Annotated in this window: 26 protein-coding genes; 20 read left to right on the plus strand and 6 right to left on the minus strand. The window is 48.2% G+C overall.

All coding sequences use genetic code 11. The features are described from left to right. Nucleotides 1–62: 62 nt before the first annotated feature. From B1728_RS07380 to B1728_RS07435, 13 genes are all read left to right on the plus strand, one after another. The gene (locus B1728_RS07380; RefSeq protein WP_079909529.1) at nt 63–656 is read left to right on the plus strand and encodes a methyltransferase domain-containing protein; all 594 of its coding nucleotides are present in this window, start codon (nt 63–65) and stop codon (nt 654–656) included. A gap of 167 nt (nt 657–823) precedes the next feature. Beyond that, nucleotides 824–1,669 carry an STM4015 family protein gene (locus B1728_RS07385; RefSeq protein WP_079909530.1) on the plus strand — a complete coding sequence of 282 codons (846 nt, stop codon included), beginning with the start codon at nt 824–826 and terminating at the stop codon, nt 1,667–1,669. A gap of 2 nt (nt 1,670–1,671) precedes the next feature. After that, a complete protein-coding gene (locus B1728_RS07390; protein WP_179135932.1) occupies nt 1,672–2,895 on the plus strand; it encodes an STM4014 family protein in 1,224 nt (407 codons plus the stop codon). A 65-nt stretch (nt 2,896–2,960) separates the two neighbouring features. After that, nucleotides 2,961–3,746, plus strand: coding sequence for an STM4013/SEN3800 family hydrolase (locus B1728_RS07395; protein ID WP_079909531.1), 786 nt, complete (start codon nt 2,961–2,963; stop codon nt 3,744–3,746). Between the two features lie 21 nt (nt 3,747–3,767). After that, nucleotides 3,768–5,144 (plus strand): STM4012 family radical SAM protein, encoded by a 1,377-nt coding sequence (locus tag B1728_RS07400; protein WP_079909532.1) that lies wholly within the window; start codon nt 3,768–3,770, stop codon nt 5,142–5,144. Next, a complete protein-coding gene (locus B1728_RS35715; RefSeq protein WP_144027790.1) occupies nt 5,141–6,007 on the plus strand; it encodes an STM4011 family radical SAM protein in 867 nt (288 codons plus the stop codon). The genes B1728_RS07400 and B1728_RS35715 overlap by 4 nt, the downstream gene beginning before the upstream one ends. Before the next feature lie 6 nt (nt 6,008–6,013). Further along, a complete protein-coding gene (cysC, locus tag B1728_RS35720) occupies nt 6,014–6,571 on the plus strand; it encodes an adenylyl-sulfate kinase (RefSeq protein WP_144027791.1) in 558 nt (185 codons plus the stop codon). 325 nt (nt 6,572–6,896) lie between these two features. Next, nucleotides 6,897–7,805, plus strand: coding sequence for an NUDIX hydrolase (locus B1728_RS07410; protein WP_079909533.1), 909 nt, complete (start codon nt 6,897–6,899; stop codon nt 7,803–7,805). Nucleotides 7,806–7,846: 41 nt separating this feature from the next. Further along, nucleotides 7,847–8,308 carry a macro domain-containing protein gene (locus B1728_RS07415; protein WP_079909534.1) on the plus strand — a complete coding sequence of 154 codons (462 nt, stop codon included), beginning with the start codon at nt 7,847–7,849 and terminating at the stop codon, nt 8,306–8,308. 40 nt (nt 8,309–8,348) lie between these two features. Beyond that, on the plus strand, nt 8,349–9,212 hold the full coding sequence (locus B1728_RS07420) for a TIGR02452 family protein (RefSeq protein WP_079909535.1): 864 nt from the start codon (nt 8,349–8,351) through the stop codon (nt 9,210–9,212). A gap of 82 nt (nt 9,213–9,294) precedes the next feature. Further along, nucleotides 9,295–9,729 (plus strand): NucA/NucB deoxyribonuclease domain-containing protein, encoded by a 435-nt coding sequence (locus tag B1728_RS07425; protein WP_483310967.1) that lies wholly within the window; start codon nt 9,295–9,297, stop codon nt 9,727–9,729. A gap of 40 nt (nt 9,730–9,769) precedes the next feature. Next, nucleotides 9,770–10,459 carry a YjjG family noncanonical pyrimidine nucleotidase gene (locus B1728_RS07430; protein ID WP_079909536.1) on the plus strand — a complete coding sequence of 230 codons (690 nt, stop codon included), beginning with the start codon at nt 9,770–9,772 and terminating at the stop codon, nt 10,457–10,459. 93 nt (nt 10,460–10,552) lie between these two features. Further along, complete coding sequence (locus B1728_RS07435; RefSeq protein WP_079909537.1) at nt 10,553–11,308, plus strand: Nif3-like dinuclear metal center hexameric protein; 756 nt, start codon at nt 10,553–10,555, stop codon at nt 11,306–11,308. A 69-nt stretch (nt 11,309–11,377) separates the two neighbouring features. On the opposite strand, the gene B1728_RS07440 is transcribed toward B1728_RS07435, so the two are convergent. The 4 genes from B1728_RS07440 to B1728_RS07455 form a co-directional block, all read right to left on the minus strand. Continuing rightward, on the minus strand, nt 11,378–12,160 hold the full coding sequence (locus tag B1728_RS07440) for an ABC transporter permease (protein ID WP_079909538.1): 783 nt from the start codon (nt 12,158–12,160) through the stop codon (nt 11,378–11,380). Nucleotides 12,161–12,168: 8 nt separating this feature from the next. Then, complete coding sequence (locus B1728_RS07445) at nt 12,169–12,975, minus strand: ABC transporter permease (RefSeq protein WP_306293513.1); 807 nt, start codon at nt 12,973–12,975, stop codon at nt 12,169–12,171. After that, complete coding sequence (locus B1728_RS07450) at nt 12,972–13,949, minus strand: ABC transporter ATP-binding protein (RefSeq protein WP_306293514.1); 978 nt, start codon at nt 13,947–13,949, stop codon at nt 12,972–12,974. Before B1728_RS07450 ends, B1728_RS07445 begins: the two co-directional genes overlap by 4 nt. 308 nt (nt 13,950–14,257) lie before the next feature. Further along, entirely contained in the window at nt 14,258–15,421 is a 1,164-nt protein-coding gene (locus B1728_RS07455; protein WP_079909540.1) for a GNAT family N-acetyltransferase, read from the minus strand. Between the two features lie 264 nt (nt 15,422–15,685). Between B1728_RS07455 and B1728_RS07460 the strand changes: the two genes are divergently transcribed. Further along, on the plus strand, nt 15,686–16,609 hold the full coding sequence (locus tag B1728_RS07460; protein ID WP_079909541.1) for a tyrosine-type recombinase/integrase: 924 nt from the start codon (nt 15,686–15,688) through the stop codon (nt 16,607–16,609). A 108-nt stretch (nt 16,610–16,717) separates the two neighbouring features. Here the strand turns inward: B1728_RS07460 and B1728_RS07465 are convergent, their stop codons facing one another. Beyond that, nucleotides 16,718–17,602, minus strand: coding sequence for an AraC family transcriptional regulator (locus B1728_RS07465; protein ID WP_079909542.1), 885 nt, complete (start codon nt 17,600–17,602; stop codon nt 16,718–16,720). A gap of 158 nt (nt 17,603–17,760) precedes the next feature. Between B1728_RS07465 and B1728_RS07470 the strand changes: the two genes are divergently transcribed. From B1728_RS07470 to B1728_RS07480, 3 genes are all read left to right on the plus strand, one after another. Further along, entirely contained in the window at nt 17,761–19,104 is a 1,344-nt protein-coding gene (locus B1728_RS07470) for an aminotransferase-like domain-containing protein (protein WP_079909632.1), read from the plus strand. 85 nt (nt 19,105–19,189) lie between these two features. Then, nucleotides 19,190–19,696, plus strand: a complete 507-nt coding sequence (locus B1728_RS07475; RefSeq protein ID WP_079909543.1) for a DinB family protein — start codon at nt 19,190–19,192, stop codon at nt 19,694–19,696. Nucleotides 19,697–19,816: 120 nt separating this feature from the next. Further along, nucleotides 19,817–20,689, plus strand: a complete 873-nt coding sequence (locus B1728_RS07480) for an arylamine N-acetyltransferase family protein (RefSeq protein WP_079909544.1) — start codon at nt 19,817–19,819, stop codon at nt 20,687–20,689. Between the two features lie 147 nt (nt 20,690–20,836). Here the strand turns inward: B1728_RS07480 and B1728_RS07485 are convergent, their stop codons facing one another. Further along, entirely contained in the window at nt 20,837–21,883 is a 1,047-nt protein-coding gene (locus B1728_RS07485; RefSeq protein ID WP_256865269.1) for a glycoside hydrolase family 88/105 protein, read from the minus strand. 312 nt (nt 21,884–22,195) lie between these two features. Between B1728_RS07485 and B1728_RS07490 the strand changes: the two genes are divergently transcribed. From B1728_RS07490 to B1728_RS07500, 3 genes are all read left to right on the plus strand, one after another. After that, nucleotides 22,196–23,494: an ABC transporter substrate-binding protein gene (locus tag B1728_RS07490; protein WP_079909545.1), complete on the plus strand. Its 1,299-nt coding sequence runs from the start codon at nt 22,196–22,198 to the stop codon at nt 23,492–23,494. Nucleotides 23,495–23,684: 190 nt separating this feature from the next. After that, nucleotides 23,685–24,509 carry an NmrA family NAD(P)-binding protein gene (locus B1728_RS07495; protein ID WP_079909546.1) on the plus strand — a complete coding sequence of 275 codons (825 nt, stop codon included), beginning with the start codon at nt 23,685–23,687 and terminating at the stop codon, nt 24,507–24,509. Nucleotides 24,510–24,640: 131 nt separating this feature from the next. Beyond that, nucleotides 24,641–25,276, plus strand: coding sequence for a DUF2306 domain-containing protein (locus tag B1728_RS07500; RefSeq protein ID WP_079909547.1), 636 nt, complete (start codon nt 24,641–24,643; stop codon nt 25,274–25,276). Nucleotides 25,277–25,281 lie beyond the last annotated feature (5 nt).

Genomic DNA, 25,281 nt, shown 5'->3' on the forward strand with positions numbered 1-25,281 from the left:
GGCTGCCGGCATCCCAGTACGGCGGCTTTTGTTGTTTTAAACCTGTGCAGGAGGGGATAGGGATGAACATGGATGAACGGCTGCTTCAGTATTATTTGAATCTGAGAAGTCCGGAAGCCGGGGAATGGAACAGCTCTCCCGCTTGTCTCTATACGGAACTGGCGACCCGGGACTACGTTAGAACAGCATTTGAGGTTAAGGATGGTCTCCAGGTATGTAATGTAGGAATCGGCACCGGAGATTGGGATGATTATCTAGGCTACTGGTTGAATGGAAAAGGCTGCTTGACGAGTATCGACATTGACCGGGACTTGTGTGATTTATTTGCTTACCGCCAAAAGAGAGAAGGTCACCCGAATCCTTCTAGAGTCGTCTGCGAGAGTATTTTTGAGACCAGCATGTCTGATGGACAGTTTGATCTTGTAACGTTAATCGGCTCTACAGCCAGGGATTCCGGTGATGTTCATAAGTGCCTGGATTCCTGCATAAACCTGTTGAAGCAGGATGGAGCATTGATGTTTATGTCCAGGCTAAAGAATAATGCTCAAGGATTACTGGAGCAGTACATAGACCATTCCGGTCATAAGCTTGAACGCATGCAACGGTACGAAGTCTACCCCGAGTATCCATTTTTTATTTGCACTATTAGAAAATAATGTTTTGGAGAAGCAACTAACTAATCGGGGAGAGTTGGACAGCTGAAGGCTTGATTCCACAAGGGATCTACGTTGGCGATGTGAATTAACCAGTGGAACATTTGAAACTCTAGTAAACGGCTTTTATAATGGATACAAGGTTAGTATAAATTACCAGGAGGTTCCTTATGTCCGAACTTAAACTAGTTGTCGATTATGATCAGTACGAGAATGGTGTCAATATGGTAGAGCTGATTGAAGAGCTTGCCAATAAAGAAGAGGCCTCGCAGCTGGAAAGCCTCATCATTGGAGATTGGGGCGGAGCCTACGAGAATGATTCCAGCGAGGTTGTGGAGGCCCTCGTCCGTTTGAAGGACCGCTTTCCGCGCCTCACCAAGCTGTTTATTGGTGACATGAGCTATGAAGAATGCGAGGTTTCCTGGATCAACCAGTCCAACCTTGCGCCTCTATTAACAGCTTATCCGGAGCTCAAATCTCTCACTATTAAAGGAAGCACCGGACTCGAGCTGAATCCGGCTCGTCATGAGAAGCTGGAGGAGCTTACTATCATTTGCGGCGGGCTCGGGAAGGATGTTATTGCCAGCATCAGCGAAGGAAGCTTGAAAAAGCTGAAAAAACTGGAGCTTTATCTCGGGGTGGATAATTACGGTTTTGACGGCAGTCTGGAGGATGTTCTCCCTCTCATCGAACCGGGTAAATTCCCTGAGCTTACTTATCTCGGGCTTAAAGACAGTGAAATCCAGGATGAAATTGCCATTGCGTTGGCCGATGCCCCTATTCTGGATCAATTACATACGCTTGACCTTTCGATGGGGACTTTGACAGATAAGGGAGCTGAGGCTCTAATTAACAGCGAAAGGGTTAAGAAGCTGAAGCTGCTTGACCTTAACTATCACTACATGTCCGATGAGATGATGAAGCGCTGGAATCAGAGCGGACTTAATGTAGATACAAGCGACCAGCAGGCTGCCGATGATGAAGATGATTATCGCTATCCGGCTTTGACGGAGTAGCAATGGGCCGGAAGATGATTCTGATTGGCAACCCCGGTAATCGAAGAACAACCGGGCTTCAGGCAGCAAGAGCCAAGCTGGGGTTGCCTCCAGCCATTCTGTTGAGCTACCAAGATCTGCTTCAGGGAAGAGCCTCCTTGACCTCGACGGTTTTAATGCACGGGATGTCAGCAGAGGAGCCCCCTCTGCTGAGACTTGACGCACCGGGGGAGCATTTCGGGGTGGAACGTGATCTGATTGCGCTTGGCGCCCCGGATGCGGAAGCGGATCCTGCGGATGACCGCTGGATAAGGTTTGGAGATCGGCCCTTTCAGCCTATGTCCGTCAGAATAGCCCTCAACCTGAAGGAAAACAAGGGGAAGCTCTATCACCCATCGCAATGGTTTCGCGGCTATTGCCGGCTGTTATCTCGACTGGACAGGGAAGCAAAGCAGCTAGGATTGGAGTCCGAATGGATGAATGCCCCTCAGGACATTGCGGCCATGTTCGATAAGCGATATACCTATCAGGTGCTATCGGAGGCAGGCTTGCCGGTTCCACGAAGATTGGCATCGCCGGAAATGATTCCAGACTATGAGTCGTTAAGAGAGCTCATGACCAAGGAACGAATCTATCGAATCTTCATCAAGCTCGCTGCCGGTTCCGGAGCATGCGGAGTTATTGCTTATCAGGTGAATCCGGTTACGGGTGCGGAGTCCGCGGTGACGACGTTGAGGGTGGAGAATTATCAATCGAGACCTCCTGTGTTCTATAATGTAAAAAAGCTGGCGAATAATAGAGACGGTTCCTCTATCCGCCAAATGGTTAATTGGTTATTGGGGCACGGCGCCCATATCGAGCAGTGGATTCCCAAAGCGTCCTATCGCGACTGCACCTTCGATATCAGGCAGCTGGTCGTTAAGGGTGAAGCGTGTCACGGCATTGCCAGGGTCAGCAGGACCCCTATAACGAATCTTCATCTGGACAGCGAGCGTAAGAGCTTTACGGAGATAGAATTGTCCCGCGACGTCCAATCTACCGTTCGTCATTGCGCGGAACGGACATTGGCGGCCTTTTCTCATTCCAGCGTTGCAGGCATCGACGTATTATTAAGCAGCGGAGCCTTCCGGCCATACATTCTGGATGTCAATCCGTTCGGAGATTTGCTATACCATAGCCGCTACGAAGGGCATGACCCCTACGAGTGGGAAATGATAAAAACGTCTCTGCGAAGCCCGATGGGATAGGATTGTCTAGCGGACAACACGAACTCGCAGCTTCGAGACTAACACAATGAAAGAGGATCACCAAGATGGTTAACATGAATGAGATTGTCGGGAGTCATGATATTGTCATGATTACTCTGGATACGCTGCGTTACGATGCGGCTGTATTAGAGGAGGAACATTGTCCTAACTTGTGCGGCGGCGGACATTGGGAAAAGCGCCATACGCCGGGCAGCTTCACTTATGCGGCCCATCACGCTTTTTTTGGAGGGTTTTTGCCTACGCCGGCAAACACGAACAAATCCGAGCATGTACGGCTGTTTCATTCCAAAAATACCGGCCTCAAGACCCATCCGTACACCTGGCAATTTGATTCCACGGATATCGTATCAGGGTTACAGGCTGAGGGATATCGCACCATCTGCATCGGCGGGGTCATTTTCTTTACGAAAAAGGTTCCGCTCGCGAAAGTGCTTCCCGGATATTTTCAAGAAAGCTACTGGCGGATGACCTTCGGCGTCACGAATCCTCGTTCCACAGAGCATCAGGTGAATCACGCCATCAAGCTGCTGCAAAAATCGCCAACAACAGAACGGCTGTTTCTGTTTATGAATATATCCGCCATCCACGGACCGAACCATTATTACGTTCCCGGGGCGAAGAAGGATTCCGTAGAAACGCAGCGCGCCGCGCTTCGGTATGTCGACGGGGAGCTTGGCCGGCTGTTTCAGGCTCTGCGTGAACGGGAGCGGCCTGTTTTTTGCATGGCCTTCTCGGATCATGGCACCGCCTACGGCGAGGACGGTTATGTCGGTCATCGGCTTGCGCATGAAGTCGTCTGGAATGTGCCGTACCGTGAATTCATTTTATAACAGCGAAAGGAGCCGATCTTAATGCCCCATCCGGTTTATCCCGAATACTCGGATCTCCTTCAGAATCCCGAGGCTCTTCGCAGCTGGAAGGAGAGCCTTACATCAGAGCCATATCGGTCTTATCTGTACTCTTATCCTCATAAGACTTCTTATCGTGAGTTTAAGACGAAGCTGCCCTTATCCGAGCTGTGGAGCCAGGAACCGGCAGACACGTTTTTTTTATATATGCATATTCCGTTCTGCGGAGCCCGCTGCGGATTTTGCAATTTGTTTACGCTGCCCGACAAGAGGGCTGATGTACATGCCGAGTATGTCGATGCACTGGAGAGACAAGCCTATCAATGGTCTTCCTTCATCCGGCATAAGCCCATTGCCCGATTTGCGATCGGCGGAGGTACTCCGACGCTGCTGGAGCCGTATCAGCTTGATCGGTTGTTTCGCATCGCTGAAGATGCGGCAGGGATGGATTCATCCAAAACATCGATCTCCGTAGAAACGTCCCCTGAGACGGTCACAACGGAACGTCTGTCCATACTGAAAACCCGTCAGGTCGATCGTGTCAGCATGGGGATTCAAAGCTTCATCGAGGCGGAAGCGGAAGCGATCTACCGTCCGCAAAAGCCCCAGGAGGTTGCAAGGGCACTGGATCTGCTGAAACAGTACGCCTTCCCTATCCTAAATCTGGATCTGATTTATGGGCTTCCCGGTCAAACCATCGACTCTTGGTTGTACTCGCTGGATCAGGCACTGTCTTATGAGCCGGAAGAAATCTTCTTATATCCTTTATACACGCGCGAGCATACGATTGTGAAGCCTGAACAAATCAGGCAGAGCGGAGAGGACCGAAGGCTGCTTTTCTATACCGCTGCACGCGACCGACTGATGGAACGAGGATACACCCAGTATTCCATGCGCAGATTTGCGAAAGCGGAGGCGGGCTCGGCTAAACCGCTGCTTCCTTACGGCTGTCAAGAGGAAGGGATGATAGGGCTCGGCTGCGGGGCCCGCTCTTATACCCGATCCGTACACTATTCTTCCAGATACAGTGTCGGCCGTTCCGCAACCGCTAGTATCATTGCCGACTATGTGGCGGCCCAGGATTACACAACAGCGGATTATGGAATCCTATTGAGCGAGGACGAGCAGAAGCGCCGGTTTATTCTCAAGGCTTTGCTGCACACGGAGGGGCTTACCTTGGACAGTTACACCTCCCGCTTTGGCACCAAGCCGTTGGATGATTATCCGGAATTGCAGCTGTTGGAGCGCACAGGCCTTGCAGAGCTAAGCCCCGTATTGCTGCGGTTAACGAGCGAAGGAATCATGTATTCCGATGCTATAGGGGATTGGTTCATTTCTTCGAACATACGCGCGCTCATGGAAAGCTGTGTTGTCTCATGAGGGCAACCATTTATTTCCGGGGAAGCCTAAGTTCATGCAATTACGATTGCCCCTATTGTCCCTTCAGCAAAAATATCGATGATGCCGAGACTTTAGCCAAAGACCGGCGGCAAGTCCAGACCTTTGTCGACTGGGTAAAAGATCAGGAAGGCAGAGGGCACCGGCTTTCCCTATTTTTTAACCCATACGGAGAAGGACTTACTCACCGATGGTACCGCGAGGCTATGGTAGCTCTGTCTCATATGAACCATGTCGATAAAGTAGCTATCCAAACCAATCTATCTGCCAAGCTGGATTGGACGGAAGAGCTGAACCCCGTTACGGCGGCATTCTGGGCGACCTACCACCCCGGACAAACGGAGGAAAGCCGGTTTCTTTCGCAGTGCGAGAAACTGTATTCCCGGGGAATCTCCTTCAGCGTAGGCTCGGTTGGAGTTAGGAGCGCCTTCCCATCCATTGTTTCCCTAAGACAATCCCTGCCAGATGATGTGTATCTGTGGGTCAATGCGTTCAAAGATAAACCGGATTACTACTCGCAGGAAGATCTCGAGCTCCTAAGCGGGATAGATCCTCATTTTACAGTGAATGCAATGGATTATGACAGCATTGGCAAGCCTTGCAGGGCAGGGGAGGACGTATTTTATGCCCAGGGGGACGGCCGGGTCAAGCGATGCTATAAGGACAGGCAAGTGATAGGGAATTTATATAAAGATGGTATCGAAGGCCTTGCCCAAGCACGTACGTGCCGCATGAAGCAGTGCGATTGTTATATCGGTTACATCCATATGCCGGAGCTTCAGCTACAACAAATTTACGGGAATCGGCTATTGGAAAGAATTCCTGTAGTAAAGGAGGGCAGATGACAAGTTATGCCAACTCAAGGTACGACCATTTGGCTTACGGGACTGCCATCCTCAGGAAAGACTACGACGGCAGCGGCGCTGGCGTCAGCCTTAAAGGAAGCCGGTGTCATGGTTGAATGCCTGGACGGCGATGAGTTGCGTCGTGCGGTTGGATGTGAGCTTGGCTTCAGTAAAGAGGACAGGATGGAAAATATACGGCGTGCGGTATACATTAGCAAGCTGCTGAACCGCAATGGAATCACCACGATTATCTCCATGATCGCTCCTTATCGAGAGATGAGGGATTATGCGCGGGGCACGCTGGAATCATACATTGAGGTCTATGTGGATTGTCCGTTGGATGAATGTATACGCCGCGACGTCAAGGGTCTTTATGCCAAAGCGATGCAAGGCGAGATTCCGATGTTTACCGGTATATCTGACGTCTATGAGCCTCCTCAGCATCCTGAAGTTACTATTCATACCGATACGGGCATCATCGATGCCAATGTGAAGAAAATCATGGATTATATTGCAGTACTGGCTAAAAAAGAAACCATGATTTCCAAAAGGGATATCCGTTGAACCGGCAGTTATGAAAAGCGGAAGATATTATCATTCGTAAGGACAGGCAAGCGATATTGGTTCACATCCGTTTACCATTCGGTTATAAGGAAATGGATGACTGATGTACAAGCTGCGTAGTGGGAGGAAAGCTGTTTGCAGAAGCAAGCGGCTTTTTTCTTTTGGAATGGTACACCCACGGAGGGACCGAAGCAAATTTTTTAAGCTTCTAAACAAATGGGGTTATTTAATGGAATGTATTGACATCCTGATGACAGCAAGGATATAATAACAAATAGATATTAACAAAATGATAATAACAATTTGATGATATTAGGTGAGAGCTATGAACGAGCCAATCCGTCGCGACCGCAATGGGATAACGGAACAGGAATTTTTACAGCAATATGATGCGAGTCAATATGAACGGCCTTCGGTTACTGTCGACATGCTTATTTTTACCGTTATGGACAAAGATCAGATCAACTATAGAAAGCTTCCGGAAAAATCGCTGCAGCTTCTATTGATAAAGAGAGGGGAGCATCCCTATATCGGTCAGTGGGCACTGCCGGGCGGTTTCGTATCGGTGCATGAAAGTATAGAAGAAGCAGCCCAGAGGGAATTAAGAAGCGAGACCAATATCGACAATATCTATATGGAGCAATTATTTACATGGGGAGATACGGATCGTGATCCTCGTACGCGGGTCATCAGCTGTTCCTACATGGCGCTTGTCGATCGCTCTGCATTGGTGGTAAAGGCCGGGGACGATGCAGATGATGCCGGGTGGTTCGAAGTGACTTATCAAATGTTCCAGGAAAAGAGGACTCTTTGGGAAGACGGCTATGAGCATGAGAGGCTGATGAAAATTACACTAAGCCATGAAGACGATTTATTATCGGCTACTGTGAAAATTACTGAAATAACGAGAGGACGTACGAGAAAGATCGTGCGTGAGATCGTAGATACGGAAGGAATCGCCTTCGACCATGCCAAGATCATTGAGTATGCGATAGAGCGCCTGCGGAACAAGATCGAATACACGGATATCGCGTTTAATCTGATGCCGCCTCGTTTTACATTATCCGAGCTTCAGCAAGTATACGAAGTCGTGCTTGGAAAAGAGCTGTTGGCAGCGGCATTCCGCAGAAAGATAGCCCCTATGGTTGTCGAAACTAACGAATCCACAAAGGATGCAGGGCACCGTCCTTCGAAGCTGTATCGCTATAACCCGTTTTGGAACCAAACGATGTAAATCGGAAGGAGTTATCAAAACATTTAAAAGGAGTTTTCATAATGCCAGTTACTACAGTAGATGGGAATTTGTTGGAGGCTGTGGAGCCTATTATAGGGCATCAGGTCAATTGCCAATCCGTTATGGGGTCCGGTGTTGCTAAACAGATCAAACAACAATTTTCTGATGTATACAAAGCCTATCTCCAATATTGCTCGCAGCATAAGCAGCATTTATTGGGCAGATGCCAAATCGTCGAAAGAAACGAGGGCAGCGGTACCTTCGTAGCGAATTTGTTCGGGCAGGAATACTACGGACGGGATAAGCGAAAATATACCGATTATGATGCCATAAGGAGCGCCTTCGTGCAGCTGCATGATTTTGCAAGAGAGCATCACTACGCTATTGCGCTTCCATATAAAATAGGCTGCGATCGTGGCGGCGGAGATTGGGAAATCGTGTACGGGATGATCCATGAAATTTTCACGGATGTACAAGTTACGCTTTATCGATTAGCAGAATAGTTGAGATCTACAGATTTTTTACAGCAAGGGGGATTCATCTATGGACAGATCCATAAATAATCGGGAAATAAGATCAAAGATGGCTAAGGAGACTCTTGAGATACTGGAGCAAGGGTATTATCACACGGAGGGTAGCCAAATCGTCATTGAAAATGAGATCAAGGAGGCGATTCGAGCCTCCCTTCTTTATTCGCCAGACATGCTTGAAGGACTGAACAGTGAAATTGTTACCAAAATAGATCGCAATGCTTGTACCGGAGGACCTATCATAGAAGTAACGGATGAATCGACTTTGGAAGCGTCGGCTAGGCTTGTTCTGGAGGAAAAGCGTAATAAGAGCGCCTGTCTGAACTTTGCTTCAGCCAAAAATCCGGGTGGAGGCTTCCTAGGCGGAAGTCAGGCACAGGAAGAAAGTTTGGCGCGTTCGTCAGCGCTTTATCCATGCATAGCCCAAATGAACGAAATGTATTCCTACAACCGGAGCCTCAAGACCTGCCTCTATTCGGACTATATGATTTATTCCCCCGATGTCGTCGTTTTCAGGGAGGATAGAGGGACACTTTTACGGCAGCCTTACTGCATCTCGATGATTACGGCACCTGCGGTGAATGCCGGGGTCGTAAGAGAAAGGGAACCGCAGAATGCGGATCAAATTATACCTATCATGACAAACAGAATCCGATCCATCTTGTCCGTTGCGGCTTTGCAGGGGAACAGCGCCATTGTGCTTGGGGCCTACGGATGCGGCGTATTCAGGAACGACCCGCGTGAGGTTGCTCGTATGTTCAAGCAGGTTATCCTAGATGAGGGTTATGGCTCCTTATTTGACAAAATCGTATTTGCGATACTGGATAAAACGGCGGACAAGAAGATTTTCAATATGTTTAATCAGCAATTATCTTGAAATGCCTGAGAAATGGTAGATCTTTACACCCATCCGCTGAGCCTTTAAAATATAGGTACACTAACGAAGGGTAGGCAGCGTTTTGAAAAAGCACAGGCAAAAGTTTTTGTACACCATTGCATTAGGTATCTCTGTTTTTATCGGTTCCTTTTTTTATGAAAAACATATGGAGGTGGAGGAAACAAACAGCACTGCCAATGTGCAGCTGATGTTTCCATCCGACCGTTTTCCTGAAACGGCACAGCATATCAAGGACGCTATAGCCTCCGGGGAATCCGCCGTATGCACGATCGATCGAAAAGGGGCGGAGGAGAACCGCAAGAAATCGCTTCATGATGTCCCGACCAAAAAAGGCTATGACCGCGACGAGTGGCCCATGGCTATGTGCAAGGAAGGCGGGGAAGGCGCCGATATCCGTTATATATCCCCGTCGGATAATCGCGGGGCCGGCAGCTGGGTCAGCAATCAAGTCGAGAAGTACCCGGATGGGACGAAGGTGTTGTTCATTATTCAATAACGATGGATTCATTTTATAGTAGAGAAAAAGAGGATGTTCTATGTACAAAGCGGTTCTGTTTGATCTGGATAACACTTTATTAAATTATTCACTTAGCGAATACGACTGTATGAGAAGGACCTGTCGTGATCATCAATTATTTGCGAACGACGAGGAGCAATGGAGCCGCTTCTGGGAAGTCTATTTAAAGCATAATGAAAAGTATTGGATGGACTTTGTGAGCGGGGGTTCCGTTACATCGATTCATGATGTCATTCGATATTCTTTCCGAGATACTCTGAATAGGGATGTCCGGCTGCATAACGAGCTTGCAAGCACGTATTGGAATTATTTTTGTCATACCTGTCATTTTGAGGATGGGGCGGAGGATGTCCTTCGTTCATTACAAAGCGACTACAAGTTGGGGATTATTTCCAATGGCATAGGGGAAGCTCAACACAAAAGGCTGACGGCAGGGAATATTCGCGGTACCTTTCAATCGATTGTTGTATCCGATGAGGTGGGGATACGTAAGCCGCATAAGGAAATTTTTGAGATGGCATTAAATGAACTAAAGCTTGATAAGGATGAGGTTTTGTTTGTAGGAGACTCCCTGCAGGATGATTACCATGGTTCCGTGAACGCAGGAATCGATTTTTGCTATTACAATAGAAATAAGCAGAATCTTCGAGAGGACATACAGCCTAAATACATGATTCATCGCTTGGAGGAGCTTGTCGATTGTATGTGAAGCCTATGGAAAGAGGCTGTGGAGACATGTGCGGAATGACGGCGGTATGTATCTGAGAAAATGGAGTGTAAATCCGCGTTCTGGAGGGATGTTATGAAAGCCTCACTATGGATGGAAGTGATGAAACTGCTTTTTGGTGAATTGCTGCATCAGTTCGACGAAGGAGAAGAATATGCCCTTTACTCCTACGGTCCGGATTTGATTCACCGTATTGGCTATGCGACGAATATGACCCCCGATATCATCCGTCAGGCTGTCGATCGCAAAGTGGATCTCATTCTGACGCACCATGATGCGTGGGATTTCATGTATGGAATGAAAGAGGAGTGCCACCAGTTGCTTAGACACTACGGCATCCATCATTTCTTTGTTCATCTTCCTCTGGATTACGCCGATTTCGGGACCTGTCCGTCCTTGATGAGAGCCATCCACATCGATACGCTGCTTCAGCCTTCCCTGCACCACAAGAATAGAAGTACTACGGGTATAGGAGAATTCCATGTCCCGATAACCTTGGATGAATTGCAAGAAAGAATGAATAGAGTGCTTCATGAAAAGGTTAGAGTATGGAACCATTCGGATAAAGCTGTTCAACGTGTAGGAGTCGTGACAGGAGCAGGCAATTCCACCTTATCGATCCGTGATGCCCATGAATCGGGCTGTGACGTATATATTACGGGTGAAAAAACCTTATATACAATTCAGTACGCACAGTATATAGGCATGAATTTGATTGTCGGCAGCCATACCTTTACGGAGATTTTTGGAGTCAGATCGTTGGCTGCCCAAATAAGCGAGCAGTTCCCAGATATCGAAATGGTTGAGTTGAAGGAAGCTCATTTTGAATGAGCTCTTTTAGACGCTATTTAACTGTAGGAGATGAAAGGGGCAGCCCCTCCGGCTGCCCCTTCCATACGTTTATGATCCCGTTGAACGGTAATGCCTTACCCCAATGTGCCAAACTAACAGGCAAGGAATGAGAAACAGAAAGCCGGCTAACGGCAGGAACGCATATAGCGGATTATCCATCCCGTCGCGCCCCAGGATGTAGTTTAGAGGCAAATAGTTGACGCAGCCAAAGGGGATGAGGAACGTAAACAATTTGCGAACCCAGGTATGATATATATTGAGAGGGTATTGGTTCATTTCACGCCCGCCATCGGTAAAGATGTTGGCAATTTCCAGGCCTTGTACGGTCCAGAAGCTGATAGAAGCGGCCAGAATGAAGATTCCCGTAAAAATGACGCTTCCGCTTATCATCATTAGCACCAACGTCATGATTTTGAGAAAGGACCAATCCGTGTCTATATGTAGGCAAGACCAGATAAGAACTAACGCACAGAGGAACAGACGGCCTATCCGCGCGAATTCGAATTTGGAGCCGAACACCTGGACTACCGTGCTCCGAGGGCGGACAAGCAATCTGTCGAAGTCTCCGCTAACGACTAGGCTGGAGAAGGTGTCAAAACCGCGCGCAAAGCATTCTGTGACAGAGAAGGCTATATTCGTAACAGCGAAGCAGAGGGCTACCTCGTAGAGGCTCCACCCCTTGACCATCCCAAATCGATCAAACATAAAGTACAGGCCGGCAAAGGTGGTAAAGGGAGTCAGACATTGTCCTACCATTAAAAGCAGGAACGAGGTCCGGTACTGCATCTGCCCTTTGAAAAAAAGGAGCATATATTTGAAATAAAGGTTCATTGTACGGTTTACCCTCCTTGAACGACGACACGACGCAATGCCTTATCCATAGCTAACTTGCCTATACCTACAAGCACAGCCAACCAGATCAGCTGAAAACATAATCCTTGTACAGCCTCCACCTTCGATAGATTCCCCGTAAATACCCGAAACGGAAAATCAGCGGTCCAATGAAACGGAAGCGCATAGACGATCTTCTGCATCCACCCCGGCATTAAGGGTACTGGAATAATGAGACCGGCAAAAAACTCTCCGAACACGCTAAATAGTAACAAAGAGCCTACGGGCGACATCGTGACAAACACCGAGATGTAAATAAGCATGGAGATAGCGACGATCATTAACAGACCCGCCAGCAATACAGCGAGAAAAAGCAGAAATGTGGCAAAATCCGGAGGAAGCTGCAGTCCGTAAGGCTCCGGCAGGAACCATACGATAATCAAGATGGGCAGGCAGCGAAGCATAGCGCTCGATAGCCGTTGAGCAAGCAGCTTGGCATACCAGAGCCCATATAGGCCGCTTGGCCTGCACAACTCATAGGCAATGTTGCCGCTAGTAATTAGCTGAAACAGCTCACTATCCCTGAGCCAGAGCACAACAAGGGAAAGAAATCCCTGTTTAAGCCAGGTATACGTTACTACTTGGGATAAGGTCATCGGCGGCTCTTGTGTTGCATGACTATAAAACGCCTGAAAAATCATAATGAACATAAAGCCGAAAAAGAATTGGGTTCCGATGCCGGCCAAGGCTGCCGCACGGTATTGGAGTCCAGTGTGTATCCGCAGCTTGAAAACAGCCAGGTATCCTTTCATCATAGCTGGTACTCCTTATACATTTGAACAATGATGTCTTCTATGGGCTGGGTATCGATCGTGACGTCCAGAAGCTCTACCTGGGAGGACAATCGCGTCAACGCATCCGATATAATAATTTGCTCCGTATCTACACTGAGAACGGCCCGGTCCGGTGTCCAGGACAATACCGTCGCACCGGGTATTTGAAAGGGGGTGCTGCTTTCCCGGTATTCGGCGGTAATGGTTCGTTTGGTTCCGAACCGGCCTCTCAATCCCTGGACGCTGCCGTCATACAGCAAAGTTCCTTTGCCGATGAGTAGAATCCGGTCTGCCAGCGCTTCGATATCATTCATATCATGAGTGGTTAGAATGACGGTGACTCCTTTTTCTTTATTGATCGTTTTGATAAAGTGCCGCACTGCGATTTTGGATACAGCATCGAGGCCAATGGTCGGTTCATCCAGAAAGAGGATGCTCGGATTGTGAAGCAGGGAAGCTGCAATTTCGCAGCGCATCCGTTGTCCCAGGCTGAGCTGTCGAACGGGAGTGTAGATAATATCCCCAAGGTCCAGCGAATCGATGAGCAGGGAAAGAGTGCGTTTGTACTCCGGCAGCGGGACCTTGTAAATGTCTCGCAGCAGTTCAAACGAATCCATGACAGGGACGTCCCACCAGAGCTGAGACCGCTGTCCGAATACGACTCCGATATGCTTGACGTAGGGTACCCGTTCCAGCCATGGCGTATAGCCCTTAATGGTGCAGGTTCCCCGGTCGGGTACCAGGATGCCGCTCATAACCTTGATCGTGGTCGATTTGCCGGCACCATTGGGACCAATGTAGCCGACGATTTCTCCCGGTTCGATGGAAAATGAGATGTCCTGAAGCGCTTCCACCACAGTGAATTCTCGATGAAACAATGATTTGATGGCATGACGCAGACCTGATGTGCGTTTGGCCACCAGGAACGACTTGCTAATTCCGTTTACGGTTATCAAGCTTGATACCTCCATTCTTTTTTAGAGAGACGGAAGAAAATAATACCACTATTAGGCAATAAGTGTCAACGAAATTGTTTTGGGTTAATATAGAAATTTATAGGTAGAGGTGGGAACAATGCTATTAATAATATTAATAATTAATATTATTAATAAAATGACTTGCTCATTAAAAAAGTCCTTTAGTAAAGTTTTGATTTCATCGAGGTGCAGCCATATAATTTTGCATTCACAAGGCGTGCTTAGTTAGCAAAATGCGGCAAAAGAGAAGCACACTGCGAACATGCAGTGTGCCTCTTTCAGCTGTCTTAAAGCTTCCATTTCCGCATCAGCGGAACGCCGATCCGGTTCAATAATCGTTCCAGCACCATCCAGCTAATTCTGCGCGGCCAAGGTAAATGGGCATCGAGGACAGCGCTGAATTCAATGTCTCCGACCGCTCCGCGATTGCGCTTGAATTCCGCTGCGCCGGAGCTTTCATGCAGCTTCCAGCCGTTTTGCTCGGAGATACCGATCAGGACAGCGGATAGCATGCGGTAAAGTCCCAGCTCCTGCGGCAGGGAGGTGTCATAGCCGAAGACGGGAGTTGTCATGACACCATCTTTGACGTAATAGCCAAGCACAGCATCCAAGCTGTGGCTAGATGCATTTCGCAGAGCATACAGCTTCAGGGTTCCAAGCTCAAGGGCTTGCAAGAAAAAATCCTCGGTAAACCACGGATTGCATCGGGAATGCTTGTCCAAGTAGAGCATATCATAGAGCGACTTTAATCTCGGGATGTCCGAGGGAGTCAACTGATCCGGACGCACGACTTCATAGCCGTGCTTGTCGATCAGCTGCCGGTCGCGTTTGATCAGCCATCGTGCTTTTGCATTGGGGGGTTCAAAAAGATACACTTGCCGGCTGGGTACCAAACGGAACTTTTCACGGCGAAGCGCTTCGATCCAAGGTTCATTCAGACTGGGAACGAGAGAACGAAATATGATCGTATGTCCGGGGAATTGGGCGCGCAGAAGCCGTAACCCTTCAGGCAAAAGGCTCGAGGCTTGAGCCGGGTAAAGATTCGTAGAGAGCAGGCTGTTGTTCACATGAACCACCTGGTTCATTCGGCTTGCCTTTAAAAGCACGCCAATTCCGTCCAGCAGCCGGCTTAAGAAGGATTCCAGCCAAGGCAGCTTTAGCTTGTACAGCTCTTGCTTGGCATAAGTAACATAGTGTGTATAGGGCGAGCACACGTAACTGTTCTCGTATTCTTGGCTATTAACAGTGACAGGAAGCAAGTCATCCCCGAGTCGAAGCACATACAGGCTTGTCTTGACATTGGCAATGTAACGGGTAGGGGAGTGCTCCATCCACGGGACCAGCCAATGGGCAGCCTGCCGGCCTGCCTCCGTGTCCGGAAAACGGATATGATGACAGCTGCTGCTGTCGTAGAGCTCGACTAGTGTAGTTGCTTCATTATGAGAACTCAAGCACAATTCATCTCCTTTGTATTTGATTATACAAAAAACTATGAAATGTGTATCCCTACCATGGATCTATGTGCTACAATAAGTACGCCAAATACATATTTTGCGCACTTTTCTTTATAACGGTTTTTATTTATTACAGATGAACAAGATTACGGTAAAATTTCAGTTTATATTTTCCATAGATGATCTAGAGATGGGAGTAAGTGCAGATCCCCGCTTGCCCCACATCATGTGCAGTTGACATAAAGGAAGAAGGGTTTGGGAATGGCTAGAAATTATGACCTGGAAGACTTTTACGCCGAGCCGATTCAAGCATTTGTCATATGGATGAAGCAGGCAGGGTATACGGAAGCTACGAGGAAAGAATATTTGCGGGAAGTACTTTCGTTCCTGGAGTCTTTGAATGAGCTTCCGGTTCAGAAGGTTGGCAAAATGCAAATAGTCGGCTTTCTCGTATCCAAGCAAAATACGGCAGGGGACAAGACTCGTAACCGAACGCTGTCCGCCATAAGGGCATTCTATACCGCATTGATCGATCTGGAGCTGGCAACGCGAAATCCGGCCATGGAGATCAAAAAGTCCAAAACCGAAAAGAACAGGAAGCCAGTCTACCTGGAGGAGAACGACCTGAAACAAACGATGCAATATATTGACGGTCGTTATAAGAATCGGAATATGGCTGTTTTCCTGCTGATGTCTTACTGCGGCCTGCGCGTAGGGGAAATTCACAGAATGAACGTAAGTGACTTTAATCCATCCAAAGGGACCCTGGAAGTATTCGGCAAAGGGCGAAAATGGAACGAAATCCCGCTTCCGCCGATGCTTATTCAGTATCTTGCACAGGTGGTGCAGGAGCGAATCATCCCGCACAGCTCCAAGGAGGATGCTTTTTTTATCTCCCAAAAGGGAAGAAGGCTATCCATAAGACAAATTCAAAAGATAGCGTCACAGACCTTTGCGTTGTTAAAAGAAGAGCATCCTCATCTGAGTGACCTGGAGCTGTCCTGCCACAAGCTGCGGCATTCCTTTGCCACGATGCTGCTCAGGCATAACGTAGATATTCGGGTTGTGAAAGAGCTGATGGGGCACGCATCTATCGAGACGACCATGATTTACACTCATGTAAACAATGAACAGAAAAAAACGGCCATGTCATCGCTGGAGCTTCCCGAGCTCGTCTTGGCTTAGAATGGAATAGCGAGGTAAGTGAAATTGGAGAGAGCTGTCCACAGAGCTGCAGTTATCCTAGGTTGAACCATCAGCCTAGGATATTTTTTTGTCATGCGCATCGTTCGTTTATTGATTTCTCACTTTTTTGCGGTAGTCCCTTGGCGTCATTCCTTCCATCATCTTGAAGGTCTGTCCAAAATGAGCCAGAGTATTGAAGCCGACCCGGCTCGCGATCTCGGCAATGGAGTATTCGGTAAGGGCGAGCTCCCGCTTGGATTGGCGTATTCGCGTATAAATCAAATAATCGGATATGGTAATGCCGGTTGTTTCCTTAAACAGATGGCATAAATAGTAAGGGCTTACATAAATCATATCCGCCAGCTGCTTCAGCTTGATAGGCTCATGATACCGTTCGGACAAGTAGCGTATGACCTGCTCCACCCTCGGATTAACCGAGCTTCGGGAGATAGGGGAGGCACCTTGGGACGTTTGATTATGGATCAAGCGGTAAATTTCCAGCAGCAGCTCGTTCAGGCAAATGGAGCAGCTGATTTCGAACATGTCCAGGCGCTGGCGCACTTCTTCTTCCATTCGTGTCAGCAGTGCGTTCAGTTTTGCCTGCGTTTCTCCGGACACTCGCAGATGCCTGTGAGTCAAGTCCGAGCCGGGGCGAAACAATCGCAAAAACTGGGTCGCCGCCTGAGGTAGAAGCATTTCCGGTAAAAAGTTAACGACGCTGCGCGAGCAGTCTACTCCCATGCTGGGGGCGCTTTTATGGGATTCATATTCGGATATAAGCAGGATATCGCCTCCGACCAGAGGGAAAATTCGATCCTCAATAAGAAAGTTGCCGGAGCCCTGCTGGAAAAAATAAATTTCATAACCCGGATGCGAATGGAAGTCCATATAAAAGTGCTTGTCGGTAGCACGATGCTTTATAAAAAAAGGGCGCACACGCAGCCGTTCTTCTACCTCATAGATCCGAAGCTTATCGTCCTGATGATTGGGCATCCCACTTAAAGCCTCCTCTGCAAATTCTCTATCTTATTAACTTACTCCTAGATCGGCATTAGCGCAATAGATTCATATCGAAAATGGGGGATTGTATCGATACAGTTGTCGCAGTTATGTATAATGAAGGGAGATCAGCAGAAGGGAGCGGAGGCCGCATGAAAAAGTATTTGTCGATATTATCCGATATCGAGCAGAAAATAATGGAAGGACAGTACCGCTCGGGGCAAAAGCTGCCTTCCGTTCGCATCGCCGCCAAGCAGTACGGATGCAGTATCAGTACGATCCTGCATGCCTATACGGAGCTGGAAAAACGGCACGCCATTTACTCCGTTTCTCAAAGCGGTTATTACGTCGTAGATAAATCGGGGGATGCAGCCAAGGATAAGAAAGACCGTAAAATCATCGATTTCGCTTCGGTGCTCCCGGATATCAATGTGTTTCCTTACGTGGACTTCCAGCATTGCTTGAACAAAGCGATTGACCAATACAAGCAACATTTGTTCACCTATGGCGATCCGAAGGGTCTGGAGTCACTGCGATACACGCTGGCCTCACATCTTGCAGGCGATCAAGTCATTGCGGATCCCAGGAGAATTATAGTGACTTCGGGGGCGCAGCAGGCGCTGGAAATTTTGGCGAGAATGCCGTTTCCGAACGGAAACTCAGAGATCCTGGTCGAGCAGCCGGGCTACGATATTTATCTGCGTTATCTCGAATACGAAGGTATTCCAGTCAGCGGCATTAGGCGCACGGCGACAGGCATCGATTTGGGGGAGCTGGAGGAAAGGTTTAAAACCGGTAAAATTAAATTTTTTTACACGATGTCCAGATTTCATAATCCGCTGGGAACCTCCTACACCGTAACGGAGAGAAAAGCGATAGCCGATTTGGCGAGCAAATACGACGTGTACATCGTAGAAGATGATTACATGGCCGACTTGGGCATAGAACAGGGCTTCGACCCCATTTATGCGTACAACCGGACGTCGCATGTCGTATATGTGAAAAGCTTTTCGAAGATTATTTTCCCGGGGCTAAGATTAGGCGCAGCAGTGCTGCCGGAGAAGCTGCTTGAGACGTATCTTGCTAACAAGAGGTATGCCGATTCCTCGCTCTTATCTCAAGCAGCACTCGAGGTATACATGAAAAACGGCATGTATGAGCGGCATAAACGCAAAATATGCAGTCAATATTCGGCAAGGATCAGTGCTTTGAATGCAGCCGTAGAGCGGTACAATCAAGCGGGCCTCATAGAAACCTCGCACGTCAGCTCAGGCATTTATGTTCAATTTAAGCTGCCGCAAACGGTTAACCTGGAGCGGTTGATTGCTCGGTTAGATGCAAGACATGTTCATGTCATACCCGGGAAAAAATTTTATTTGACCTCTTACCTGGATCGGGAAAAGTTTCTTCGGATCAGTATCTCGCAGGCTCATCCCGAGCAAATTGATGAGGGAGTAAGGGCGATCATAGAGGAAGCGGGGAGGCCGGTTCATTAAAATAGCAAAGGAAAAGAAATGATAGGGTATGCTGCATGGTAAGCTTAAAAAGGCTGGATGTTAACTTTGAAAGGGGATTCCTTTAGTGAGTAATCAGACATGGATTGAAATTTATAAGGCTGGTTTGCAGAGGTATACCATGGAGCAGCTAAGGCAGATCCCCGCGCCGGGGGTCTGGTCCCTCGGTCAGCTGTATAACCATGTGATTCTCACCGCCCTCGATTATCTTGACAAAGTAGAAATGTGTGCTGCTGCAAGGGAAGAGCAATCACTCGGGAAAACGGAGGGTGGCGAGCATTTGTTCCGGCTTGTCGGATTCCCGCCGGTTAAAATAAAGCTTCCGGACGGGCCGGAGAACTCCCCGAGCAATTCCGACAGCAAAGAAGACCTGATGCAGGGTCTGGGTCAAGTGATGAAAAGAATGAAGGAGTGGGAAGGGAAAATAAACCATCTGAACCCGAACTGCAAAATAAAGCATGATGGTTTCGGCTGGCTGAACGCACGGGAATGGTTTGCGCTTGTCGACATGCATTTCCGCCATCACCTTCGGCAGAAGAAGGAATTGGAACGAGAACTGGGGATAAGGGAATAAAAGTGTACCGGCACAGTTGTGTTGCTTACGTATTGCCGAATCCTCTCTGCATCTCTACAATGAGACTACATGGCCGCCAGAACTCTGGTGGCAATTAGTAAAATCCGAGGTGATCCCCTGATGTATCGCATGACAAGAGAGGAAATAAAAGCATATTTGAACAGGATAGGAATTAAGGAGGTGCAGCCGCCTACTAAGGAATATTTGTTTGCGCTGCATCAAGCTCATGTGAACGCTCTTTCATGGCAGACCGTTGATATATTTGCAGGCAAACCGGCAGCGATAGGGTTCGAACAATCCGTCCGGCTTGTACTGAATGACAAGAGCGGATACTGCTTTCATCTGAACGGCGCATTCAGTTCGCTGCTTCATTCTTTAGGCTATAAGGTCCATTTGCACCGCGCCGGCGTGCAGCCGCTAGGGGAACAGCCGAGAGTGAATTCATTTCACTTGAGTCTGAGTGTTGACCTTGTGAATGAAGCGGAAGCAGAGGAGCAATGGATTGTTGACGTGGGGCTGGGTGATATGCCGTATGAGCCTATTCCGCTTCGTTACGGCATGTATGAGCAGGGGCCTTTGAGCTATAAGGTCGTTCAATCCGGCGTAGTGCCCCAGGGTTGGCGTCTCGTGCATGATCCGTTGGCTAATTTTGCCGGGGTAGACATTGATGCTGCCGTCCTGGAAAGCTTGGAGGAGTTTATGCCGAAGCATGAATTCTACAGCCGCTCTCCGGAATCACCGTGGGCACGTATCTTTCTGGTTAGGCAGAGAAATGCAAGTCAGAGTAACGAGCTGCGGGGCTGCATCTGGAGCAAGAGAGACAAGAACGGTTTGGCTAAAGTCGAGGTGGCTAGCAAATCGGAGTGGCTGGAACTTTTGAACGATGTCTTCGGGGAGCGTCTTGCCGGTTACAGCGCCTTGGAGAAGGATGACTTATGGAAAAGGGTGGAAGCCGCCCACGTCGAGTGGAAAGCTACTAGAGCTCTAAGTTAGACCTTTATGGGTCTGGATAAGCCTGCAACAGTTATGCTCAAGCATGTATAAAGGAAAAGGCCTGATCGCTACTAAACAGTCAGGCCTTTTTTGCCGTTTTCCTTCACAAGGGCAGACTTGCTAGACAATTAGCCGGCCCTCATAAACCTATATATATTCTGCCAAGAGCATCAATGCCAAGCCTTGACCGTACAGCGTGTCTTTGAATGGAATCCGATTATAATCCTCAACGCTATCCTTCACTGGGGTTCCACCCGATACCCCGGCGACTCTGCCTTCTTCATCAATCTTGTCAACGATTGCCGAGGCCGTGCGGTCGGCGGCTTCAAGAAACTTCTTGTCCAGAAGGCCGCACTCGATAGCTCGAATAATTCCTGCCGCTATGCCGGCACTCCCCGATGTCTCTTCATAGAAATCAGGCCGATCCAGGACGGTGTGCCATAATCCGCCCTCGTTCTGGTAACCGATCAATCCGTTCATCAGGCGAACATACCGGTCATGCAGCCCGGGAGGAATGTCCACGAGATGGATGATGCTTTGCAGAATACAAGGCAAGCCAAGAGCCACCCAGGCATTCGCCCGTGTCCAACGGGCCGCAGACATGTGGCTGCGCTCCCCGCAGTTCCAGCCGTGAAAGAGCACGCCGGTCGTATCGTCCTGAAGCAATCGAAGGTGCAATTCCAACTGGAGCAACGCTTCCAGTGCAATTTCCTTCGAATTCAGCAATTTCGCTGCCTCAGCCATGAAGAATACGGCCATATAGACCGTGTCCGCCCACACTTGCTCCGGAAACAACGCATTCTCAGTGACGGTATGCTCCAGCGCTCCTTCGCGGGTTCGAGGCGCTTCATGAAGAAGCCAGCAGGTGACCGCTTGAACGTCCTCCTTGTAGCTTTCCTTTGGATTCAAATTATACAAGGCTGGTAAAATGGTATAGGGGGCAGTGGAATTCACGGTTCGGTGAAGCCGTGATTTATCGCCATTACGGATTGCCCAGTCCGTCAAATAGCGGAGCAGTTCGTTGTGCCCGGTTTTCTCATAATATCGCAGAATCGATATGACCCCGACTCCGGGAATCCAATCCCACAGATCCATCTTCATGCGAGTATCCGCTGATTTACCGGAAATCATAAACGCATAGACGGAAGCGGCTTTAGTTTGGGCCAAATCAGATGAAATAGCATAATTTCGCAAATACAGTCCCTCCAAATGATAAAGGATTCATTTCTCCTTCATTATATAAAAAAGACTGCCTGCATACTTTCGCTATGTTGTTTGAATTTATAGGAATATTGCGCTGGTGCGATCCGCATTTCATAGAATTAGTATAGGGGTTAAAGCCAATAACGGATATAACAGCTTGCTAGTTGCTGATGAAGATAGCAATATTCCTATAATTCATCGCAAGATGAATGAAGATTCCCCGGCTTGCCTTTGATATAATAAAGCCATAGAAATTAAAGCGCTTACAGAGAGTCTGTCGCAAATTAAGGGGGAACCATTTGTATGAAAAAGAAATTATTGGTTATTGCCGCTTCGTTAGCCGCACTATGCGCACTATCCGCTTGCTCAGGAGGGAAGGGCGCACAGGAGAATGCCGGTACGGGTTCGCCGCAGGCAGAGTCCAAACCGGTTACCATCAAAATATACCAGTGGGTCGCCGTATCGGATGAACAATGGCAGCAGCTTTTCGTAGAACCTGTGAAAAAGAAATATCCTCACATCACCTTAGAGCAAGTAGTGAGAGGCAAGGGAACCAACCCGGATGAATTGGTTGCTTCAGGTGAATTTCCGGACATTTTCACCATCACGAACGATATTCGAACCTATGCGAACCTTGGTCTAACCCAGGACATGGGCCCATTAATGAAAAAGGAAAATATGGATATAAGCAAATTTGATCCGGCCTTTACTGAGAGAAGCAAGGTGGATGGCCAGCTTGTTGCATTTCCTTTTTACAGCAGTCCTACCGCTTTATATTATAATAAAGATATCTTTGATAAGTTTGCCGTTCCTTATCCGAAGGACGGGATGTACTGGGAGGATATCATCAATCTTGCCAAGCAGGTCTCGAAGACGGATGCCGGCTTTCAATATAAAGGGATGCATCCGCAAAGCATATTTGCTATGAAGGGCGGGCTGCCGATTGATCTGCTGGATGCCAAGACCGACGCACCGACCATCAACAATGATCAATGGAAGCAGCTGTTGACCCTATATTCGAATCTGGTGATGATTCCGGGCAACGAGCCTAAGGGCGGAGCTTTTGCAGATGTAGTGAACGCCTTTGTCAAGGATAAAAACACGGCAATGGTCATTTCCAATATGATGCCGTCCCTTCAGGAGGCTTCCAAGAACGGGTTGAACTGGGACATGGTGCAGCTTCCAAGCTACAAAGGCTACGACGGCCTTAAGGGTTTGGGAGATACGATGTATGTAGGGATTAACAAGGTCAGCAAAAATCAGGACGATGCCATGAAGGTCCTTTCTGTCCTCACATCAGAGGAAGTACAGTCGACGATGGCCAAGAAATACGGATATTATCCGGTGTTATCGAGTAAAGCAGTTAAAGATTCATTCGGTACCGAAATGGAATTCCTGAAAGGGAAAAATGTCCAGGCTATCTACAAAGGACAGATCGCTCCGTATATGCCGAGCTCAACGTATTCCAGCCATGTGGATGTTCGTAAAATATTTAACGCGAAAGTAGCGGACGTTGTGGCAGGCAAAAAAGATGTGAACACCGCGCTGCGTGAAGCAGACGAGGAGATTACCAAGATCATGCCGCAAATCAAACAAAAATAGGGATTACAAAGACAAGGATTCAGCCTTAGAGGCTGGGTCTTTTTTTCTATGCGCTTCTCAAATAAGGATGATATTTTATCCCTATACTGATTTTTTCCATAAACATCCTGGCAAGAGTTATGTTATATTTTGGATAAACGAAAGCAGGTAGAGTTCCTATAACCGCAGTTGAGGAAAGGATGACAGGTTCATGTCCATTGTGATTACCGGAGCGAATGGCCAATTGGGAAGTCTGGTTATCCAAGAGCTGTTACAAAGAATCGATGCAAAACAAATCATTGCTTGTATAAGGGACGCCGAGCGTGGAAAGTCACTGGAGGAGCTCGGTATAGAGTTACGATACTGCGACTACGACCGCCCGGAATCGCTGCCGGCTGCCTTGAGAGGAGCGAAGCAGCTGTTATTCATTTCCAGCTCACACCAGGACGATGCCGTACGGTTGCTCCAGCATGAGCGGGTAATTGAAGCTGCTAAGCAAGCGCAGGTTCAGCATATCGCTTATACCAGCTTTGCCTATGCGGAACAAGGCTCGATTTCGCTGACACAACTGCATGTGAACACGGAGCGGGCTATTGCTGCATCAGGCATCCCTTATACGATTTTTCGCAATGCGCTGTATACAGATATTGTCAAAGTCTTCGGCCTAGATGCGGCCATTGCTTCAGGAGAGCTGGTTGTGCCTCCCGGCGAGTGGACATTCAATACAGTAACCAGAGAGGATCTTGCTGCCGCCATAGCAGCGGTTCTTTGCGAACCTCTAAATCAAGGGAGAAGCTATGAGCTTACGGCTTCACAATCGTGGACCATGGAGGATCTGTCGTCAGCAATATCCGAGCTTGCAGGGAAAACCATATCGGTTCGCAGGGACGCGCAGATGAAGCACTGGGTCTTCGGATTTCTAAGCCAAATCAATACAGTCTCCACTTCAAACGATTTGCAAACCGTTCTGGGAAGACCTGCTATATCACTAAAGGAGACCCTGCGCCAATTCGTGGAGGATACCAAAGGGATCTAGCATTACTTCAGCAAATGTCAGAAAGAAGTCATCCCTGCCAGCACATCCTGCCCAGCAGTTCTGATACAATAAGAATCAAAATGCGGCATCAGCGACATTGGAGCGTTGTGGTAGAAGAGGGGAATTTAGGTATGTTCAGCGGCAGGCGTTGGTATGGACTCGTAGTACTCATCATGGTCATCGATCTCATTTATGTGATGTATATGAATTATATCCATGATCCGTTTGCAGCTGAATTTCTGAAGCATAAGATTGGTCTGAAAAAAGAGGTTCAGCTTCCGCTATGGCTTCATGTGTTGTATGTCCATATAGGCTTTGCTTGTCTGGCAATGATAACGGGCGCCCTTAACTTCTCGCAAAGATTGTTGAGCCGGCATCGCCGATTCCATCGCATCAATGGATACGTGTACCTGGTTTCCATTTTACTCGTCGACCTGACCTCAGGGTATATGGCACCTTATGCAACAGGCGGCAGGATGAATAGCATAGCATTCAACCTGTTGAATCTGCTGTGGCCGATTTTTACTGTCGGGGCCATAGTGCACATCAAAAAGAAACGGCTTATCAAGCATCGGGAATGGATGATGAGGAGCTATGCGCTTTGCTTCACCAATTTTCTGACTCACCTTATTACGGCTGTAATATCACGTGGATTCGGATGGACTTATCCAGCCAGTTATTCGATAGGGGTATACGGAGCTGTCATTTTGCTGCTATTAGCCCCGGAGCTCCTTATTCGACGACAGCGAAAACATCGTGAACCATAAGACAC

Source organism: Paenibacillus sp. 32352, from assembly GCF_002042965.1.
In the GTDB taxonomy this organism is placed as follows: Bacteria; Bacillota; Bacilli; order Paenibacillales; family NBRC-103111; genus Paenibacillus_S; species Paenibacillus_S vulneris.

What these genes read in the sequence shown, in the direction of transcription:
- B1728_RS07465 (WP_079909542.1), bottom strand. Translation starts at nt 17,602, where the DNA reads ATGCCCAATCATCAGGACGATAAGCTTCGGATCTATGAGGTAGAAGAA.
- B1728_RS07415 (WP_079909534.1), top strand. Translation starts at nt 7,847, where the DNA reads ATGCCAGTTACTACAGTAGATGGGAATTTGTTGGAGGCTGTGGAGCCT.
- B1728_RS07390 (WP_179135932.1), top strand. Translation starts at nt 1,672, where the DNA reads ATGGGCCGGAAGATGATTCTGATTGGCAACCCCGGTAATCGAAGAACA.
- cysC (WP_144027791.1), top strand. Translation starts at nt 6,014, where the DNA reads ATGCCAACTCAAGGTACGACCATTTGGCTTACGGGACTGCCATCCTCA.
- B1728_RS07500 (WP_079909547.1), top strand. Translation starts at nt 24,641, where the DNA reads ATGTTCAGCGGCAGGCGTTGGTATGGACTCGTAGTACTCATCATGGTC.
- B1728_RS07480 (WP_079909544.1), top strand. Translation starts at nt 19,817, where the DNA reads ATGTATCGCATGACAAGAGAGGAAATAAAAGCATATTTGAACAGGATA.
- B1728_RS07400 (WP_079909532.1), top strand. Translation starts at nt 3,768, where the DNA reads ATGCCCCATCCGGTTTATCCCGAATACTCGGATCTCCTTCAGAATCCC.
- B1728_RS07460 (WP_079909541.1), top strand. Translation starts at nt 15,686, where the DNA reads ATGGCTAGAAATTATGACCTGGAAGACTTTTACGCCGAGCCGATTCAA.
- B1728_RS07410 (WP_079909533.1), top strand. Translation starts at nt 6,897, where the DNA reads ATGAACGAGCCAATCCGTCGCGACCGCAATGGGATAACGGAACAGGAA.
- B1728_RS07435 (WP_079909537.1), top strand. Translation starts at nt 10,553, where the DNA reads ATGAAAGCCTCACTATGGATGGAAGTGATGAAACTGCTTTTTGGTGAA.
- B1728_RS07385 (WP_079909530.1), top strand. Translation starts at nt 824, where the DNA reads ATGTCCGAACTTAAACTAGTTGTCGATTATGATCAGTACGAGAATGGT.
- B1728_RS07470 (WP_079909632.1), top strand. Translation starts at nt 17,761, where the DNA reads ATGAAAAAGTATTTGTCGATATTATCCGATATCGAGCAGAAAATAATG.
- B1728_RS07430 (WP_079909536.1), top strand. Translation starts at nt 9,770, where the DNA reads ATGTACAAAGCGGTTCTGTTTGATCTGGATAACACTTTATTAAATTAT.
- B1728_RS07440 (WP_079909538.1), bottom strand. Translation starts at nt 12,160, where the DNA reads ATGAACCTTTATTTCAAATATATGCTCCTTTTTTTCAAAGGGCAGATG.
- B1728_RS07420 (WP_079909535.1), top strand. Translation starts at nt 8,349, where the DNA reads ATGGACAGATCCATAAATAATCGGGAAATAAGATCAAAGATGGCTAAG.
- B1728_RS07495 (WP_079909546.1), top strand. Translation starts at nt 23,685, where the DNA reads ATGTCCATTGTGATTACCGGAGCGAATGGCCAATTGGGAAGTCTGGTT.
- B1728_RS07445 (WP_306293513.1), bottom strand. Translation starts at nt 12,975, where the DNA reads ATGATGAAAGGATACCTGGCTGTTTTCAAGCTGCGGATACACACTGGA.
- B1728_RS07380 (WP_079909529.1), top strand. Translation starts at nt 63, where the DNA reads ATGAACATGGATGAACGGCTGCTTCAGTATTATTTGAATCTGAGAAGT.
- B1728_RS07490 (WP_079909545.1), top strand. Translation starts at nt 22,196, where the DNA reads ATGAAAAAGAAATTATTGGTTATTGCCGCTTCGTTAGCCGCACTATGC.
- B1728_RS07395 (WP_079909531.1), top strand. Translation starts at nt 2,961, where the DNA reads ATGGTTAACATGAATGAGATTGTCGGGAGTCATGATATTGTCATGATT.
- B1728_RS35715 (WP_144027790.1), top strand. Translation starts at nt 5,141, where the DNA reads ATGAGGGCAACCATTTATTTCCGGGGAAGCCTAAGTTCATGCAATTAC.